This window comes from Curtobacterium sp. MCLR17_040 (assembly GCF_003234735.1).
Classification (GTDB): domain Bacteria; phylum Actinomycetota; class Actinomycetes; order Actinomycetales; family Microbacteriaceae; genus Curtobacterium; species Curtobacterium flaccumfaciens.
Genome location: NZ_QKTE01000008.1, coordinates 1 through 17,558, shown reverse-complemented (window position 1 = coordinate 17,558; position 17,558 = coordinate 1). Strand labels below are relative to the sequence as shown.

General features: G+C 70.3%; 16 protein-coding genes. 15 read left to right on the top strand and 1 reads right to left on the bottom strand.

Features of this window, described 5'->3' with window-relative positions; translation table 11 throughout:
* Positions 1-56: 56 nt before the first annotated feature.
* Complete coding sequence (locus DEJ01_RS08895; protein ID WP_027466553.1) at positions 57-407, bottom strand: DUF1844 domain-containing protein; 351 nt, start codon at positions 405-407, stop codon at positions 57-59.
* Between the two features lie 314 nt (positions 408-721).
* Between DEJ01_RS08895 and infC the strand changes: the two genes are divergently transcribed.
* The 15 genes from infC (at position 722) to tyrS (ending at position 16,965) form a co-directional block, all read left to right on the top strand.
* On the top strand, positions 722-1,396 hold the full coding sequence (gene infC, locus DEJ01_RS08890) for a translation initiation factor IF-3 (RefSeq protein WP_081827403.1): 675 nt from the start codon (positions 722-724) through the stop codon (positions 1,394-1,396).
* A 60-nt stretch (positions 1,397-1,456) separates the two neighbouring features.
* A complete protein-coding gene (rpmI, locus tag DEJ01_RS08885) occupies positions 1,457-1,651 on the top strand; it encodes a 50S ribosomal protein L35 (RefSeq protein ID WP_017887976.1) in 195 nt (64 codons plus the stop codon).
* Positions 1,652-1,678: 27 nt separating this feature from the next.
* Positions 1,679-2,062 (top strand): 50S ribosomal protein L20, encoded by a 384-nt coding sequence (gene rplT / locus DEJ01_RS08880; protein ID WP_017887975.1) that lies wholly within the window; start codon positions 1,679-1,681, stop codon positions 2,060-2,062.
* 65 nt (positions 2,063-2,127) lie between these two features.
* Positions 2,128-2,979 carry an RNA methyltransferase gene (locus tag DEJ01_RS08875; RefSeq protein WP_071405146.1) on the top strand — a complete coding sequence of 284 codons (852 nt, stop codon included), beginning with the start codon at positions 2,128-2,130 and terminating at the stop codon, positions 2,977-2,979.
* Positions 2,980-3,075: 96 nt separating this feature from the next.
* Entirely contained in the window at positions 3,076-4,116 is a 1,041-nt protein-coding gene (gene pheS / locus DEJ01_RS08870; RefSeq protein WP_027466550.1) for a phenylalanine--tRNA ligase subunit alpha, read from the top strand.
* Complete coding sequence (gene pheT, locus DEJ01_RS08865; protein WP_111092759.1) at positions 4,116-6,608, top strand: phenylalanine--tRNA ligase subunit beta; 2,493 nt, start codon at positions 4,116-4,118, stop codon at positions 6,606-6,608. The genes pheS and pheT overlap by 1 nt, the downstream gene beginning before the upstream one ends.
* A gap of 77 nt (positions 6,609-6,685) precedes the next feature.
* Positions 6,686-7,783, top strand: coding sequence for an N-acetyl-gamma-glutamyl-phosphate reductase (locus DEJ01_RS08860; RefSeq protein WP_111025015.1), 1,098 nt, complete (start codon positions 6,686-6,688; stop codon positions 7,781-7,783).
* A complete protein-coding gene (gene argJ / locus DEJ01_RS08855; RefSeq protein ID WP_111092758.1) occupies positions 7,780-8,979 on the top strand; it encodes a bifunctional glutamate N-acetyltransferase/amino-acid acetyltransferase ArgJ in 1,200 nt (399 codons plus the stop codon). The genes DEJ01_RS08860 and argJ overlap by 4 nt, the downstream gene beginning before the upstream one ends.
* The gene (gene argB, locus DEJ01_RS08850) at positions 8,979-10,031 is read left to right on the top strand and encodes an acetylglutamate kinase (protein WP_071405141.1); all 1,053 of its coding nucleotides are present in this window, start codon (positions 8,979-8,981) and stop codon (positions 10,029-10,031) included. Before argJ ends, argB begins: the two co-directional genes overlap by 1 nt.
* Positions 10,028-11,251 carry an acetylornithine transaminase gene (locus tag DEJ01_RS08845; protein ID WP_111054038.1) on the top strand — a complete coding sequence of 408 codons (1,224 nt, stop codon included), beginning with the start codon at positions 10,028-10,030 and terminating at the stop codon, positions 11,249-11,251. The genes argB and DEJ01_RS08845 overlap by 4 nt, the downstream gene beginning before the upstream one ends.
* Positions 11,248-12,171 carry an ornithine carbamoyltransferase gene (argF, locus tag DEJ01_RS08840; RefSeq protein ID WP_071405139.1) on the top strand — a complete coding sequence of 308 codons (924 nt, stop codon included), beginning with the start codon at positions 11,248-11,250 and terminating at the stop codon, positions 12,169-12,171. The genes DEJ01_RS08845 and argF overlap by 4 nt, the downstream gene beginning before the upstream one ends.
* Positions 12,172-12,189: 18 nt before the next feature.
* Complete coding sequence (locus DEJ01_RS08835) at positions 12,190-13,386, top strand: argininosuccinate synthase (RefSeq protein ID WP_110865445.1); 1,197 nt, start codon at positions 12,190-12,192, stop codon at positions 13,384-13,386.
* A gap of 70 nt (positions 13,387-13,456) precedes the next feature.
* On the top strand, positions 13,457-14,893 hold the full coding sequence (argH, locus tag DEJ01_RS08830) for an argininosuccinate lyase (RefSeq protein ID WP_111092757.1): 1,437 nt from the start codon (positions 13,457-13,459) through the stop codon (positions 14,891-14,893).
* Positions 14,890-15,588, top strand: a complete 699-nt coding sequence (locus DEJ01_RS08825; RefSeq protein WP_111092756.1) for a DNA-3-methyladenine glycosylase — start codon at positions 14,890-14,892, stop codon at positions 15,586-15,588. Before argH ends, DEJ01_RS08825 begins: the two co-directional genes overlap by 4 nt.
* A gap of 63 nt (positions 15,589-15,651) precedes the next feature.
* Complete coding sequence (gene tyrS, locus DEJ01_RS08820) at positions 15,652-16,965, top strand: tyrosine--tRNA ligase (protein WP_111092755.1); 1,314 nt, start codon at positions 15,652-15,654, stop codon at positions 16,963-16,965.
* The last annotated feature ends 593 nt before the right edge of the window (positions 16,966-17,558 follow it).

Below are 17,558 nucleotides of genomic sequence, written 5' to 3'. Positions count from 1 at the left end.
GGGAGGCCCGTGGCGACACCGCCACGGGCCTCCTGTCCGTCACCGGGTGACGTCGTCTAGTTGACGGGACCCGTGTACTTCTCGCCCGGTCCGGCACCGATCGGGTCCGGGATCGCCGACGCCTCGCGGAAGGCGAGCTGCAGCGACCGGAGTCCGTCGCGGAGCGGACGGGCGTGGTGGTCGCCGATCTCGGTCGCGGCTGCGGTGACGAGGCCGGCCAGCGCGGTGATGAGCTTCCGCGCCTCGTCCAGGTCGGTCTGTTCCTGCGGGTCGTCTGCCAGGCCGACCTTGACGGCCGCGGCACTGAGCAGGTGCACCGCAACGGTGTTGATGAGTTCGACCGCCGGCACCTCCGCGATGTCCCTGGCGGCGTCGATGCCGGTGTCGTCGATCGGGGTGTCGCTCACGGTGCTCCTCTGCTAGGCTTGCTCGCGGCAGATGCTGTCCGTGTGCCGTCAGTTCCCTTGACATCAGTTCTCCTGAGATCAAGATCCTCGACAACACCCGGACGGTGTCACGAAAGAGGAGTCTCTCCCACCCGCGGCCGCGTTCCACCAGGCTACCGGGTCACCACCGCTCCGCGAGTGCACGTGTTGCACCCGTCGGTCGGATCCCACGGATCCGATGCAGGGCGGCTGCCGAACGGGTCGACATCCCGTGCGTCAGATCTCCTCTCTCGTGCTGTCGTCCAGGGCAAACGCCCCGGACGGCCACCACCTGATTGAAGGAGCTCCGCATCACCGATCCCCGTACCAACGACCGAATCCGCGTTCCCGAAGTCCGACTCGTCGGTCCGCAGGGTGAGCAGGTCGGCGTTGTCCCGATCGCCATGGCACTGCGTCTCGCGCAGGAAGCCGAACTGGATCTGGTCGAGGTCGCGCCGAACTCGAAGCCGCCCGTGGCCAAGATCATGGACTACGGCAAGTTCAAGTACGAAGCCGCTCAGAAGGCCAAGGAAGCCCGTCGCAACCAGGTGAACACGGACCTGAAAGAGGTCCGTTTCCGCCTGAAGATCGACGTGCACGACTACGAGACGAAGCGCAAGCGCGCCGAGGGGTTCCTCCTCGGCGGCGACAAGGTGAAGGCGATGATCCTCTTCCGTGGCCGCGAGCAGTCGCGTCCGGAGCAGGGTGTCCGTCTCCTCCAGAAGTTCGCGGAAGAGATCGCCGAGTTCGGTGTCGTCGAGTCGCGTCCGACCCAGGACGGTCGCAACATGACGATGATCATCGCCCCGCTCAAGAACAAGTCCGACGTCAAGGGCGAGCAGAACGCCAAGCGTGCTGCACAGAAGGCCGAGCGTCGTGCCACCGAGCACGCCGCGAAGGGCAAGGACGAGGCCGAGGCCGGTTCCACGTCCGAGGCAGCTGCGGAATCCACGGACGCCGCGGCCGAATAGGTCCCCGGACCGAACCCGCAACGACGCGGCCCCCCATCCATCCCACGGAAAGGCACCACCATGCCCAAGCAGAAGACCCACTCCGGGTCGAAGAAGCGCTTCAAGGTCACCGGTACCGGCAAGATCATGAAGCAGCAGGCCGGTATGCGTCACAACCTCGAGGTCAAGAGCTCCAAGCGCAAGGCCCGCCTGAACGAGGACCAGGTCCTCTCCAAGGGTGACGCGAAGAACGTCAAGAAGCTCCTCGGCCACTGAGCCCCCGGATCGTAAAGGAATAGTGCAATGGCACGAGTAAAGAGAGCGGTCAACGCCGCCAAGAAGCGCCGCGTCATCCTCGAACGCGCCGAGGGCTACCGCGGCCAGCGTTCGCGCCTGTACCGCAAGGCCAAGGAGCAGGTCACCCACTCCCTCGTCTACGCGTACCGCGACCGTCACGCGAAGAAGGGCGAGTTCCGTCGCCTGTGGATCCAGCGCATCAACGCTGCGTCCCGTGCGAACGGCCTGACCTACAACCGCCTCATCCAGGGTCTCAACCTGGCCGGCGTCGAGGTCGACCGTCGCATCCTCGCCGACCTCGCGGTGAACAACCCCGAGACCTTCACCGCGCTCGTCGAGACCGCGAAGAAGGCCCTCCCGGCCGACACCTCGGCCCCGAAGGCTGCGTAGTCAGTTCTTCTGCTCGCGAAACCCCCGCCGCACGGCGGGGGTTTCGTCGTTCCTAGACTTGGGTCGTGAGCGATCTCCTCGAGAACCCCCGTGCCGGACGCGTGAAGGCCGTTGCGGCCCTGGCCAAGAAGGACGTCCGGGCCGAGACCGGCCTGTTCCTGCTGGAAGGGCCCCAAGCCGTCCGCGAAGCCCTGGAGTACGCCCCGGAGCTCCTGCGCGAGCTCTACGTGACGCCGACCGCCGCAGCCCGCTACGGGCTGGACGACGCGCCGGTGGACACCTGGTTCGTGACCGAGCAGGTGCTCGACGCGATGGCCGACACGGTCACCCCGCAGGGCGTGGTGGCGGTGTGCCAGCAGTTCCCGACGTCGGTGAAGGACGTCTTCCCGGACCGCGCTGCGGCCGCCGCCGACCGGGAGGCCCGTGATGCGTCCGACGAGCAGGCCGCGTTGCCCGGACTGGTCGCCATCCTCGAAGAGGTGCGGGACCCGGGGAACGCCGGCACGATCATCCGGGCCGCCGACGCGGCCGGCGCCGACGCGGTGGTGCTGACCGGACGCTCGGTCGACCCGTACAACCCGAAGGTCGTCCGGTCGACGACCGGGTCCCTGTTCCACGTCCCGGTGTCCGTCGGCGTGACCCTGGCCGACACGATCGAGCGGGCGAAGGCCCTCGGCTACACGGTGCTCGCGGCGGACGTCTCGGGCGACGACCTGCCGGTGGTCCGCGCTGAGGGGATGCTCGACGGTCCGACCGCGTGGGTCTTCGGCAACGAGGCCCGCGGACTCACCGCCGACGACCTGGCGCTCGTCGACCGGGCCGTCAAGGTGCCGATCTACGGGCAGGCGGAGTCGATGAACCTCGCCACCGCTGCGTCGGTGTGCCTGTACGAGTCGGCCTTCGCGCTCCGGAGCTGACGCTCCTCCCTCCCCAGGCCGGTCGTCGGCGTCGGTCATCCACCGTCCGCTCGGTGCAGGTGGGTGGTATCCCGACGGCCGGTAGGCTTGGGTCTCGTGTCAGAACCTCTCGAGATCAGCGAATCGGCCGTCGCCGACGCGGTGGACGCGGCCCTCGCCGCCGTCCGTGCCACGACGACGGTCGCCGAACTGAAGCAGGCCAGGGCCGAGCACACCGGTGAGCAGTCACCGTTGGCGCGGATGAACGCATCGATGCGCAGTGTGCCGCCGGAGCAGAAGGCCGCGGCGGGCAAGCTCGTCGGGCAGGCCCGTGGGCGGGTGAACGCGGCGATCGCCGAGCAGGAATCCGTCCTCGCGGTGGCCGAGGAACGCGCACGGCTCGAAGCCGAGCGCGTCGACGTCACCGCGTTGCCGGTCCACCGCGCCACCGGCTCCCGCCACCCGCTCTCGCTGCTGAACGAAGCCGTCGCCGACATCTTCGTCGGCATGGGGTGGGAAGTGGCAGAAGGCCCCGAGCTCGAGCACGAGTGGTTCAACTTCGACGCCCTCAACTTCGACCAGGACCACCCGGCCCGGGCCATGGCGGACACCATCTTCGTCGAGCCCGTCGACCGGCACCTGGTCATGCGCACCCACACCTCGCCGGTGCAGGTGCGGTCGCTGCTGTCGCGCGACCTCCCGCTGTACGTCATCGCGCCGGGTCGCGTCTACCGTGCCGACGAGCTCGACGCCACGCACCTGCCGGTCTTCACCCAGGTCGAGGGCATCGCGATCGACAAGGGCCTGACGATGGCGCACCTGCGCGGCACGCTCGAGCACTTCGCCCGGCAGATGTTCGGCGCCGAGGCGCAGATCCGGCTCCGCCCGAACTACTTCCCGTTCACCGAGCCCAGCGCCGAGATGGACGTCTGGCAGCCGAACGCCAAGGGTGGCGCGCGGTGGGTCGAGTGGGGTGGCTGCGGCATGGTGAACCCCAACGTCCTGCGTGCCGCCGGCATCGATCCCGACGAGTACCAGGGCTTCGCGTTCGGCATGGGCATCGAGCGGACACTGCAGTTCCGCAACGGCCTGAACGACATGCGTGACTTCCTCGAGGGCGACATCCGCTTCTCGCAGCAGTTCGGAACGGTGGTCTGATGCGCGTCCCACTCCGTTGGCTCGGTGAGTCCGTCGACCTCCCCGAGGACGTCACCCTCGAGCACGTCCACGCGGCGCTCGTGTCGGTCGGCTTCGAGGAAGAGGACGTCCACACCTTCGACCTGACCGGCCCCATCGTGGTCGGTCGGGTCCTCGAGCGCGTCCCCGAGCCGCAGAAGAACGGCAAGACCATCAACTGGTGCCAGGTGGACGTCGGCGAAGCCGAGCCTCGCGGCATCGTCTGCGGCGCGCACAACTTCGACGTCGGCGACCTCGTCGTCGTCACGCTGCCCGGCGCGGTCCTGCCGGGGCCGTTCCCGATCGCCGCCCGCAAGACCTACGGGCACGTGTCCGACGGCATGATCGCCTCGGCCCGCGAGCTCGGGCTGGGCGACGAGCACGACGGCATCCTGCGCTTCGCCGACCTCGGCATGGACCCCACCGTCGGTGCCGACGCCATCGCGCTCCTCGGCCTCGATGACGCCGCGGTCGAGATCAACGTCACGCCGGACCGCGGCTACGTCCTCAGCATGCGCGGGGTCGCCCGTGAGTACGCGCACGCCACCGGAGCCAGCTTCCACGACCCCGTCGACCGCGTCGCGCCGCGTGCGGCCGAGGGCTTCCCGGTCACGATCGACGACCAGGCCCCGATCCGGGGTCGAGTCGGAGCGTCGACGTTCGTCACGCGCGTCGTGCGCGGGATCGACCCGGCCGCCAAGACACCGTCCTGGATGGTGTCGCGCCTGTCGCTGGCAGGGGTGCGCTCGATCTCCCTGCCCGTCGACATCACGAACTACGTCATGTTCGAGCTCGGCCAGCCGCTGCACGGTTACGACCTGCAGACCATCGCGGGCGGCCTCGGCGTGCGTCGGGCGACCGCTGGCGAGACGCTCGAGACCCTCGACGGCACGGTCCGGAAGCTCGACCCCGAAGACCTCGTCATCACCGACGACGACGGTCCCGTCGGCCTCGCCGGCGTCATGGGCGGAGCCCGCACCGAGATCTCGGCGAGCACCACCGACGTCCTGATCGAGGCCGCCGGGTTCGACCAGGTCTCCGTCGCCCGCACCGCTCGTCGCCACAAGCTCCCCAGCGAGGCATCCCGTCGCTTCGAGCGCGGGGTCGACCCGCAGGTGGCCGAGGCCGCGGCGAACCGTGCCGTCGAGCTCCTCGTCGAGCTCGCCGGCGGTACCGCTGACGCCCTCGGATCCACGCTCGTCGACACCGAGCCGCGGGCGACCGTGACGATGCGGCTCTCGCGTCCGGCCGAGCTCGTCGGCGTCGAGTACACCGACGCCGAGGTCATCGACACGCTCCGTGCGATCGGCGCCACGGTCGAGACCGACGGTGAGCAGCTCGCGGTCACCCCGCCCACCTGGCGTCCCGACCTGACCGACGACACCACCCTCGTCGAAGAGGTCGCGCGCATCGTCGGCTACGACCGGATCCCCAGCGTGCTGCCGGTCGCGCCGCCCGGTCGGGGCCTGACCCGGCACCAGCAGACTCGTCGTCGGGTCGCCTCGGCGCTGGCCGCGGCGGGCCTGACCGAGGTCGTCACGGCACCGTTCGTGTCAGCCGCCACGCAGGACGCCTACCCGGGGATCGACCCGCAGGGCGGACCGAGCGTCGTGCTCGCGAACGCCCTGGACAGCGAGCAGAACCTCCTGCGCCGGAGCGGCGTTCCGGCCCTGGTCGACGCCGCCCGTCGCAACGTGTCGCGCGGGCTCGTCGACGTCGCCCTCTACGAGACGTCCCGGGTGTTCCTGCCGGTGACGGGCGTGACGCTCGGCACCGACGAGGTCCCGGCGGGCGCCGCCCGGCCCGACCGTGCGACGCTCGAGGCGCTGGACGCCTCGCTGCCCGCCCAGCCCTTCCACGTCGCCGCACTGCTCACCGGCCACCGGGTCGTCAAGCAGCCCGGCACCACGGCAGAACCGTTCGGCATCGCCGACGCGATCGACGCTGCCCGCCAGGTCGCCTGGGCCGTCGGTGTCGAACTGACCGTCGCGCAGACGACCCACCCGTCCCTGCACCCGGGCCGTGCCGCGTCGCTGCTCGTCGACGGCACGGTCGTGGGCGTCGCCGGTGAGCTCCTGCCCGAACTGGCCGAGTCCGCCGTCCTGCCCCGGGTGGTGGCGGTCGTCGAGCTCGATCTCGACGCCCTGGTCGTCGCGGCCCCGGAACTCGTCGCGGTCGCGCCGATCGTCTCCTACCCGGCGGCCACGCAGGACCTCTCGCTCGTCGTCGATGCCGGCGTGCCGGCCGGTGACGTGCTGGATGCGGTGCGCTCTGGCGCCGGAGACCTGTTGGAGTATGCTCGGCTCGTGGATGACTACCGGGGCTCCGGCGTGGACGAGGGACAGAAGTCCCTGACGTTCGCCCTGCGCTTCCGTGCCACGGACCGCACGCTGACCGCTGCCGAGGCCACCGAGGCCCGTGACGGCGCTGTCCGACGTGCCGGCGAGCGATTCGGGGCGACCCTGCGCGACTGACCCACACGGGATCAGCACCGCCCGGGGTCGCCGCCTCCGACTCTCTCGACGACCAGTCCGACCAAAGGTGGAATCCCATGTCCGTATCCGTCGCCGTGGCGGGAGCCTCCGGCTACGCGGGTGGTGAGCTCCTGCGCGTGCTCTCCGCCCACCCCGAGTTCGAGGTCAGGACGGTGACGGCGTTCTCGAACGCCGGACAGCCCCTGATCGCGACGCAGCCGCACCTCCGTTCCCTGTCGCACCTGACGCTGGCGGAGACGACGGCCGAGACGCTGCGCGGGCACGACGTGGTGTTCCTGGCGCTGCCGCACGGGCAGTCGGGAGCGATCACCGCGGAACTCGGCGACGACGCGCTCGTCATCGACTGCGGCGCGGACCACCGGCTGACGGACCCGGCGGCGTGGGAACGGTTCTACGGCGGTGACTACTTCGGCGCGTGGACGTACGGTCTGCCCGAGCTCCTGCTCGCGGCGCCCACCCCGGGTTCGGCCGATGAATGGCGCGAGGTCGACGACATCGCGTCGCAGGGCAAGCAGCGTTCCGCCCTGGTCGGCACGAAGCGCATCGCGGTCCCCGGCTGCAACGTCACCGCGGTGACGCTCGGCATCCAGCCGGGCATCCAGGCCGGCCTCGTCGAGTCCGACGACCTCGTCGCGGTGCTCAGCGTCGGCCCGAGTGGCGCTGGCAAGAAGCTGGCCACCACCTACCTGGCCTCCGAGATCATGGGGTCCGCCAGCGCCTACGCCGTCGGTGGCTCGCACCGGCACGTCCCCGAGATCCAGCAGAACCTGCAGGTCGCGGGGGCCGCCGACGTGACGATCTCGTTCACGCCGGTCCTGGTCCCGATGTCGCGGGGGATCCTGGCGACCACCACCGCGAAGCTCTCGCCCGGCGTCAGCGCACGCGACGTCCGGCTCGCCTGGGAGCAGGCGTACGCCGACGAGCCCTTCGTCCACCTGCTGCCCGAGGGCGAGTTCCCCCGGGTCGCGGACACGATCGGTGCGAACACCGCGCTCGTCGGCATCGCCGTCGACGAGGCCGCAGGCCGCGTCGTCGCGGTGACCGCGCTCGACAACCTCGCCAAGGGCACGGCCGGCGCCGCGGTCCAGTCGGCGAACATCGCCCTCGGTCTCCCCGAGACCACGGGCCTCAGCGTGGACGGAGTCGCACCGTGACCGACGCAGGCACGACCACCCAGACCGAGCCGGGCCTCCAGGGCGTCACCGCGGCAGCGGGCTTCCGCGCCGCCGGTGCCACCGCAGGCCTCAAGACGAGCGGCAAGCCGGACGTGGCCCTCGTCGTCAACGACGGTCCCGACGCAGCCGTGGCCGCCGTCTTCACCAGCAACCGAGCCCAGGCGCACCCCGTGATCTGGTCCCGCCAGGTCGTCGGGGACGGCGTCGCCCGTGCCGTCGTCCTGAACTCCGGCGGCGCGAACTGCTTCACCGGCCCGTTCGGCTTCCAGACCACGCACCTGACGGCCGAGGCCGTGGGCGACGCCCTCGGGATCGGAGCCGGCGACGTCGTCGTCTGCTCCACCGGGCTCATCGGTGTCGGCGACCAGACCTTCCGCGACAACGTGCTCCGTGGCGTCGACCTGGCGAGCACTGCACTCAGCAGCGACGGCGGCCCGGACGCGGCGACCGCGATCATGACGACGGACACGAAGGCCAAGCAGTCCGTCGTGACCGAGGACGGCTGGACCGTCGGCGGCATGGCCAAGGGCGCCGGGATGCTCGCCCCGGGCCTCGCGACGATGCTCGTCGTCATCACGACCGACGCCGTGCAGACGCCGGACCAGCTCGACCAGGCGCTCCGCGCCGCCACCCGCATCACGTTCGACCGGGTCGACTCCGACGGCTGCATGTCCACGAACGACACCGTCGTCCTGCTGTCGTCGGGTGCGAGCGGCGTGACGCCCGAGGTCGGTGACTTCCAGGAGGCCCTGACCGCGGTCTGCGCCGACCTGGCCCGCCAGCTGCAGCAGGACGCCGAGGGCGCGAGCCACGACATCGCGATCGAGGTCGTGCACGCCGCGACCGAGGACGACGCCGTGACCGTCGGTCGGAGCGTCGCCCGGAACAACCTGTTCAAGGCTGCGGTCTTCGGCAACGACCCGAACTGGGGCCGGGTGCTCGCAGCGATCGGCACCACCGACGCCGAGTTCGACCCGTACGCGGTGGACGTCAGCATGAACGGCGTCCGGGTCTGCCACGCGGGCGCACCCGACGAGCCGAGCGACTCCGTCGACCTGACCCCTCGTGACACCCACGTGCGCATCGACCTCGGTGTCGGCAGGCACTCGGCCACGATCCTGACCAACGACCTCACGCACGACTACGTGCACGAGAACAGCGCGTACTCCAGCTGATGGCGGCGGACACGAACGGGGCCGGCACGCCCCTCACGAAGGAAGAAGAACACGAGTTCGCCGCGGTCAAGGCCGCGACGCTCATCGAGTCGCTGCCCTGGCTGAAGCGCTTCTCGGGCAAGGTCGTCGTGGTCAAGTTCGGCGGCAACGCCATGGTGAACGAGGACCTGAAGCGCGCCTTCGCCGAGGACATGGTCTACCTGCGCTACGCCGGTCTGCACCCCGTCGTCGTGCACGGCGGCGGCCCGCAGATCTCCGCGGCCCTCAAGGAGCAGGGCATCGAGTCCGAGTTCCGCGGCGGCTACCGCGTCACGACGACCGAGGCGATCACCGTCGTCCGCGACGTCCTGGCCGGCGAGGTCAACCGCGAGATCGTCGACTTGGTGAACGAACACGGCGAGGGCCTGGCCGTCGGCGTGTTCGGCGACGGCGGCTCGCTGTTCACCGGCGAGAAGAAGGGCGTCGTCGTCGACGGACAGGAGTACGACCTCGGCCACGTCGGGGACATCACCCACGTCGACCCGTCCGGTGTGCTCGCCGCGATCGAGGCCGGCCGGATCCCGGTCGTCTCGAGCATCGCGATCGACGACGCGCACCCCGACCAGGCACTCAACGTGAACGCGGACGCTGCGGCGGGTGCCCTGGCGATCGCGCTGCGGGCCTCGAAGCTCATGATGCTCACCGACGTCCCCGGCTTGTACCGCAACTGGCCCGACCGTGACTCGATCGTCGACCTCATCGCCGTCGACGAGCTCCGCGAACTCCTGCCGAGCCTCGAGTCGGGGATGATCCCGAAGATGACCGCGTGCCTCGACGCCGTGGTCGGCGGGGTCGGCGGTGCGACGATCATCGACGGCCGGATCCCGCACTCGATCCTGCTCGAGGTCTTCACCCTGCGGGGTGCGGGCACCGAGGTGATCCCGGACCCGAGCCGACGAACCGAGAACCAGATGACCCACGCCGAGATCGGCCGTCGCGTGGCGTCGCCGTCGATCGACAGCAGTACCGGCCAGCACGTGGCGGGTACGGACGAGAAGGGACACCAGCAGTGAGCACCGAGACGCAGACCGAGACCTGGAACGACCGGTTCGGGGCGTCGCTCATGCGATCCCTGACCCCGCCCAAGATCATGCTCGAGCGTGGCCAGGGCTGCCGCGTCTGGGACGTCGACGGCAACGAGTACCTCGACTTCCTCGCCGGCATCGCGGTGAACTCGCTCGGCCACGCGCACCCCGCCCTGGTGGAGGCGATCGCCGACCAGGCCGCGAAGCTCGTGCACGTGTCGAACTACTTCGCCACCCCGCCGCAGCTCGAACTCGCCGAGCGCCTGAAGCGCATCACCGGTGCGGGTGACCCGGGCCGCGTGTACTTCGGCAACTCCGGCGCCGAGGCGAACGAGGCCGCGTTCAAGCTGGCCCGCCTCAACAAGGGTGCGGACGGCACCAAGACCCGGATCCTCGCGCTCAAGCAGGGCTTCCACGGGCGCACGATGGGTGCCCTCGCGCTCACCGGCAAGCCTGCGCTGCAGCAGGACTTCCTGCCGATGATCCCGGGTGTCGAGCACATCGACACCTCGATCGAGGCGCTCGAAGCGTCGATCGACGACTCCGTCGCCGCCCTGATCCTCGAACCCATCAAGGGCGAGGCCGGCGTGGTCGACCTGCCAGAGGGCTTCCTGCTGGCGGCACGCCGACTGACCGCGGAGCACGGCGCACTGCTGATCCTCGACGAGATCCAGACGGGTGTCGGCCGGACCGGCAACTGGTTCGCGTTCCAGGGCCACGGCGTGACGCCGGACGCGATCACCGTCGCGAAGGGCATCGCCGGTGGCTTCCCCATCGGCGCCCTCGTCACGTTCGGCTGGGCGTCCGACCTGTTCTCGGCCGGCCAGCACGGGTCGACCTTCGGCGGCAACCCGCTCGGCACCCGCGTCGCCAACGCGGTGCTCGAGGAGATCGAGCGTGCGGAACTCGTCGCCGGCGCAGTGGTCAAGGGCGAGCGGATCCGTGACGGCATCCGCGCCATCGGTTCCCCGCTGGTGGAAGAGGTCCGTGGCACCGGCCTGCTCATCGGCGTCGGTCTGACCGGTCCGATCGGTCCGGCCGTCAACGCAGCCGCCCTCGAGCGCGGCCTCATCATCAACGCACCCAACGAGTCGAGCCTGCGCATCGCGCCGCCGCTCATCGTGTCCGACGCCGAGATCGACGAGTTCCTGTCGATCCTCGCCCAGAGCCTCGCGGCCGTCGCCGCAGCGCAGGAGCCCACCGCATGACCCGCCACTTCCTCCGTGACGACGACCTGAGCCAGGCCGAGCAGTCCGCGATCCTCGACATCGCCGACCGCATGAAGGCCGACCGCTGGGCGGAGAAGCCGCTGGCCGGTCCGCAGAGCGTCGCGGTGATCTTCGACAAGTCGTCGACCCGCACCCGGGTGTCCTTCCACGTCGGCATCTCCGACCTCGGCGGCAGCCCGCTGATCATCTCGACGGCGAACAGCCAGCTCGGCGGCAAGGAGACCCCGTCGGACACGGCCCGCGTGCTCGAGCGCATGGTGTCGGCGATCGTGTGGCGCACCTACGGTCAGGCCGGGCTCGAGGAGATGGCCGCCGGCACGACGGTCCCCGTCGTCAACGCGCTGTCCGACGACTTCCACCCCTGCCAGCTCCTCGCCGACCTGCTCACCATCCGTGAGCACCGCGGCGCCCTCGCCGGGCAGACCGTGGCGTTCATCGGTGACGGTGCGAGCAACATGGCGCAGTCGTACCTGCTCGCCGGGGCGACAGCGGGCATGCACGTCCGCGTCGCCGCCCCCGCCGAGTTCTCCCCGTCGGCGCAGGTCGTCACCGACGCCGAGGAACGCGCCGCCGTGACGGGCGGCTCCGTCCTCGTGGTGACCGACCCGGTTGCCGCGGTCGCGGGTGCCGACGTGGTCGTGACCGACACCTGGGTGTCGATGGGCAAGGAGTCCGAGAAGCAGTCGCGCCTCGACACCTTCGCGGGGTACCGCGTCGACGACGCGCTCATGGCGCACGCCGCCGACGACGCCGTCTTCATGCACTGCCTGCCGGCCGACCGGGGGTTCGAAGTGACCGCCGACGTCATCGACGGCCCGCGCAGCATCATCTGGGACGAGGCGGAGAACCGTCTGCACGCCCAGAAGGCGCTGCTGGCCTGGCTGCTCGCCAACGACTAGCCGACGGACCGAACACCAGTGGCTGACCGCGTCGTCCTCGCGTACTCCGGCGGTCTCGACACCTCCGTCGGGATCGGTTGGCTGCGCGACGCCACCGGCAAGGACGTCGTCGCACTCGTGGTGGACGTCGGCCAGGGCGGCGAGGACCTCGAGGCGGTCCGGCAGCGTGCGCTCGACTGCGGCGCCGTCGAGTCGCTCGTCGTCGACGCCAAGGACGAGTTCGCCGACGAGTACATCGTGCCGGCGCTCCGGGCCAACGCGCTCTACCAGAAGCGGTACCCGCTCGTCTCGGCACTGAGCCGCCCGCTCATCGCGAAGCACCTCGCACTGACGGCGAAGCAACTCGGTGCCGACAGCGTCGCGCACGGCTCCACCGGCAAGGGCAACGACCAGGTCCGCTTCGAGGCAGCCGTCGCGGCGATCGCACCGGACCTGCGGACCGTCGCACCGGTGCGGGACCTCGCCCTCACCCGCGACCGCGCCATCGCCTACGCGCAGGAGCACCGGCTGCCGATCCAGCATTCGGAGCGGGAGCCGTGGTCGGTCGACCAGAACGTGTGGGGCCGAGCGGTCGAGACCGGGCTCCTCGAGGACCCGTGGACCGCCCCCGCAGACGACCTCTACGCGACCACGCAGGACCCGGCGCTCCCGCAGCAGGCCGACGAGGTCACGATCACCTTCGACCGCGGTGTCCCGGTCGCCCTCGACGGGCAGCGGTTCAGCGTGCTGCGCATGGTGCAGGAGCTCAACGCGGTCGCCGGCAAGCACGGCGTCGGGCGGATCGACGTCGTCGAGGACCGGGTGGTCGGCATCAAGTCGCGCGAGGTCTACGAGGCGCCGGCCGCGATCGCGCTCATCGCCGCGCACGAGGAGCTCGAGAGCCTCACCCTCGAGCGCGACGTCGCCCGGTTCAAACGCGGCGTCGAGTCCGAGTGGGCCGACCTGGTCTACGACGGCCTGTGGTTCGGCGGACTCAAGCGCAGTCTCGACGCGTTCGTGGAGCACACCCAGCAGCACGTCTCCGGCGACGTCCGGTTGCGGCTGCAGGGCGGGCGTGCCACCGTGACGGGCCGTCGGTCGGAGCAGAGCCTCTACGACTTCGACCTGGCGACGTCGGACACCGGCGACGCGTTCGACCAGTCCGTGTCCAGGGGGTTCATCGAGCTCTGGTCACTGCCCAGCAAGATCTCCGCCCGCCGCGACGCGGCGAACTGACCGACAGCAACCCCGCACCGACCAACAGCCCCCGGCCCGACCCAGCACCGACGAAACGACGCAGGACGACATGACCGACGAGAAGACCGACGCCACCAACACCGGTGCCCTCTGGGGCGGCCGCTTCGCCGACGGCCCGAGTGCGGCACTCGCCGCGCTCTCGAAGTCGACGCACTTCGACTGGCAGCTCGCGCCCTACGACATCGCGGGGTCCCGTGCCCACGCCCGAGCGCTGCACACCGCGGGCTACCTGACCGCCGATGAGCTCGAACGGATGCTCGCCGGCCTCGACCGGCTCGAAGCGGCGCACGCCGACGGCACACTGCAGCCCGACGACTCCGACGAGGACGTCCACGGCGCCCTCGAACGCCTGCTCATCGCCGACCTCGGTCCCGAACTCGGCGGCAAGCTCCGCGCGGGTCGCAGCCGCAACGACCAGATCGCCACCCTCGGCCGCATGCACATGCTCGACCACGGGCGGCGCATCGGCCGGCTCGTGATCGACCTCGTCGACGCGATCACCCAGCAGGCGACCGAGCACCCGGCCGCGATCATGCCGGGGCGCACGCACCTGCAGCACGCGCAGCCCGTGCTCCTGGCCCACCACCTGCTCGCGCACGCCTGGCCGCTCGTCCGCGACCTCGAGCGCCTCCGCGACTGGGCCAATCGCGCGAGCGTCAGCCCGTACGGTGCCGGTGCGCTGGCAGGGAGTTCGCTCGGCCTCGACCCCGCCGCGATCGCCGCGGAGCTCGGCTTCGACCGCCCGGCGGACAACTCGATCGACGCCACGGCCGCCCGGGACGTCGTCGCCGAGTTCGCGTTCGTCCTCGCGCAGATCGGCATCGACGTCTCGCGCCTGTCGGAAGAGGTCATCCTCTGGAACACGAAGGAGTTCGGCTTCGTCCGGCTCCACGACGCCTTCTCGACCGGCTCGAGCATCATGCCGCAGAAGAAGAACCCGGACATCGCCGAGCTCGCCCGGGGCAAGTCGGGGCGCCTGATCGGCAACCTGACCGGGCTGCTCGCGACGCTCAAGGGACTACCGCTGGCGTACAACCGCGACCTGCAGGAGGACAAGGAGCCGGTCTTCGACTCCGTCGCCACGCTCGAGGTCCTGCTGCCCGCGTTCACCGGCATGATCGCGACCCTGACCTTCGACACCGACCGGATGGCCGAGCTCGCGCCGCAGGGCTTCTCGCTCGCGACGGACGTCGCCGAGTGGCTGGTCCGGCAGGGCGTCCCGTTCCGCGACGCGCACGAGGTCTCCGGCGCGCTCGTCCGGTACTGCGAGGAGCGCGGCATCGAGCTCGACGAGCCGACCGACGACGAGTACCGGTCCGTGTCCGAGCACCTCACGCCCGACGTCCGTGCCGTCCTGACCATCGAGGGCAGCGTCGCATCGCGCTCCGGCGTCGGGGGCACTGCACCCGACCGGGTCGCCGAGCAGCTCGCGTCCGTCACCCGTCGCGTCCGCGACCTGGCCGAGGGCGCGCCCTTCTCGCGATGACCGAGGGGATCGCCGCGCTGCTCGCCGAGCCCGCCCCGATCGCCGCGCCGGCCCTGCTCGGTGCGACGATCGCTGGGCGCGGCGTGGCGCTCCGCATCACCGAGGTCGAGGCCTACTCCGGCCCCACCGATCCCGGATCACACGGTCACCGGGGGATGACGGAGCGCAACCGCCACCTCTTCGGGCCGCCCGGCACGCTGTACGCCTACCGCTCGTACGGCATCCACACCTGCGTCAACGTCGTGAGCGGGCCTGCCGGCACCTCGTCGGGCTCCCTGCTGCGCGGTGCGCAGGTCGTCGAGGGACTCGACGTCGCGCGAGCGCGTCGCGGGTCGAAGGTCGCGGACGTCGCCCTGGCACGCGGGCCCGGCAACCTCGGTGGTGCGCTCGGAGCGGTCCTCGGACAGGACGACGGCACGTCGCTCCTCGACGGGTCCGGTCCGTTCGTGCTCACCCTGGCACCCGGCCTGGAGGCCCGGCTCGCCTCCGCCGGACCGGCCCACGTGATCGACGAGCTCCTGTCCGAGACCCTTGCCGGTCCGCCCGCGGGCGCTGCGGTCCCACGGATCTCCCGCGGGCCGCGCACCGGCGTCGGCGGCATCGCCGGCGGGTTGGGGTACCCCTGGCGCTTCTGGCTGACGGGTGACCCCACGGTCTCGACGTACCGGCGGCACAAGGGCGCCCTCGACTCGTGAACCCGGCCACGGGCCTCCCGGCCGCCGCGCCTGCCGGACGTCCGTCGCCGCTACGATGGCGGGGTGTCCAGTGATACCGCTCAAGACGTCCTGACGCGCCAGCAGAACGACCCCGCCTTCGACTCGGTGTGGGACGAACTGCAGTGGCGCGGTCTGGTGCAGGTCTCGACCGACGAGACCGCGCTGCAAGAGGCCCTCGACGGTGAGCCGATCACGTACTACTGCGGGTTCGACCCGACCGCGCCGTCACTGCACTGCGGCAACCTCCTGCAGCTCCTGACCATGCGGCGGCTGCAGCTCGCGGGGCACAAGCCGCTCGCGTTGGTGGGTGGTTCGACCGGTCTCATCGGCGATCCGCGTCCCACGGCCGAGCGCACGCTGAACACGCCGGAGACCGTGGCCGAGTGGGTGTCCCGGCTGCAGACCCAGGTGTCCCGGTTCCTCAGTCCGGACGGCGACAACGGCGTCCGGCTGGTGAACAACCTCGACTGGACCGCCCCGTTGTCCGCGATCGACTTCCTGCGCGACGTCGGCAAGTACTTCCGCGTCAACTCGATGCTCAAGAAGGACGCGGTGGCCGCGCGCCTGAACTCCGATGCGGGGATCAGCTACACCGAGTTCAGCTACCAGATCCTGCAGGGGCTCGACTACCGCGAACTCTTCCGGCAGTACGGGTGCACGCTGCAGACCGGTGGCTCGGACCAGTGGGGCAACCTGACCTCGGGCACGGAGCTCGTCCGTCGTGCCGAAGGTGCCACGGTGCACGCCCTCGGGACCCCGCTCATCACGAACTCCGACGGTACGAAGTTCGGCAAGAGCGAGGGCAACGCGATCTGGCTCGACGCCGAGATGACCTCGCCCTACGCCATGTACCAGTTCTGGCTCAACACGACGGACGCCGACGTGATCGCCCGGCTGCGGCAGTTCACGTTCCTGACGCGCGCCGAGATCGAACGACTCGAGCAGGCCGTCGCCGACGAGCCCTTCCGACGAGAGGCCCAGCGGACCCTGGCCTTCGAGGTCACCTCGATCGTGCACGGAGTCGCGGCGACCCAGGCGGCGATCGATGCCGCGGCCGCACTGTTCGGCAACGGTGACCTCGGTGCGCTCGACCCGGAGACCCTGCGGTCGGCGATCGCCGCGCTGCCGGGGTCGGTCACGCTCGACTCCGGAGCGGACGTCGCACGGGCACTCGTGGAGACCGGACTCGTGAAATCTCTCGGCGAGGCCCGCCGCGCGATCGACCAGGGCGGCGTCTCCGTGAACAACGTCCGAGCCGAGGACGCCGCTGCACCGCTGTCCGGACTCGCCCTGCCCGGGGGAGTGCTCGTCCTCCGTCGTGGCAAGAAGACCCTCGCCGGAGTGACGCTCGCCTGATCCCGGTTGCTCGACCCCCTGCGATGCCCGGTTCCCCTGTGGAACCGGGCATCGCTGCGTCCGGGCGACGTGTGTTGCACAACGCGACACGCCCGGGATGGGAGCTGGCTTGGCGCACTCGCTCAGGGCTGCGTATAGTTCTTACTCGTCACCCCAAAGGTGCGGCGGAGCGGCTGGAGCGAAAGCCCAGAGCACGTCGGCCCTCAAGCGGGACCATCCTCCACTGAAGTTCAGATCGGGCCTTGCGCCGGATCGCTTCGACGCCTAGGATGACAAGCCCACCGGTTCTCTCCCCTCGGGATGAGCCACTGGACCTCCGGGTCCGACGAACAACCGGTGGCAAGCCAAGAACACAAGCCTTGTGGCTGAAGCTCGAACTCGAGCCGAGGAGCAAGTGCGTCTGGTCCTTGAGAACTCAACAGCGTGCACATTGTCAATGCCAATTTATTGATTGACCTCGTGCCTGGTCGGCTTGCTGACTGGGTCATGAAGCAATTCCTTTTGGATTGAAGATTGTCAGTAGACAGTCAACAGTCAGAATCAACTCGGTCTGATGCCTTCGGGTGTTGGGTCTGTATTTTTTTACGGAGAGT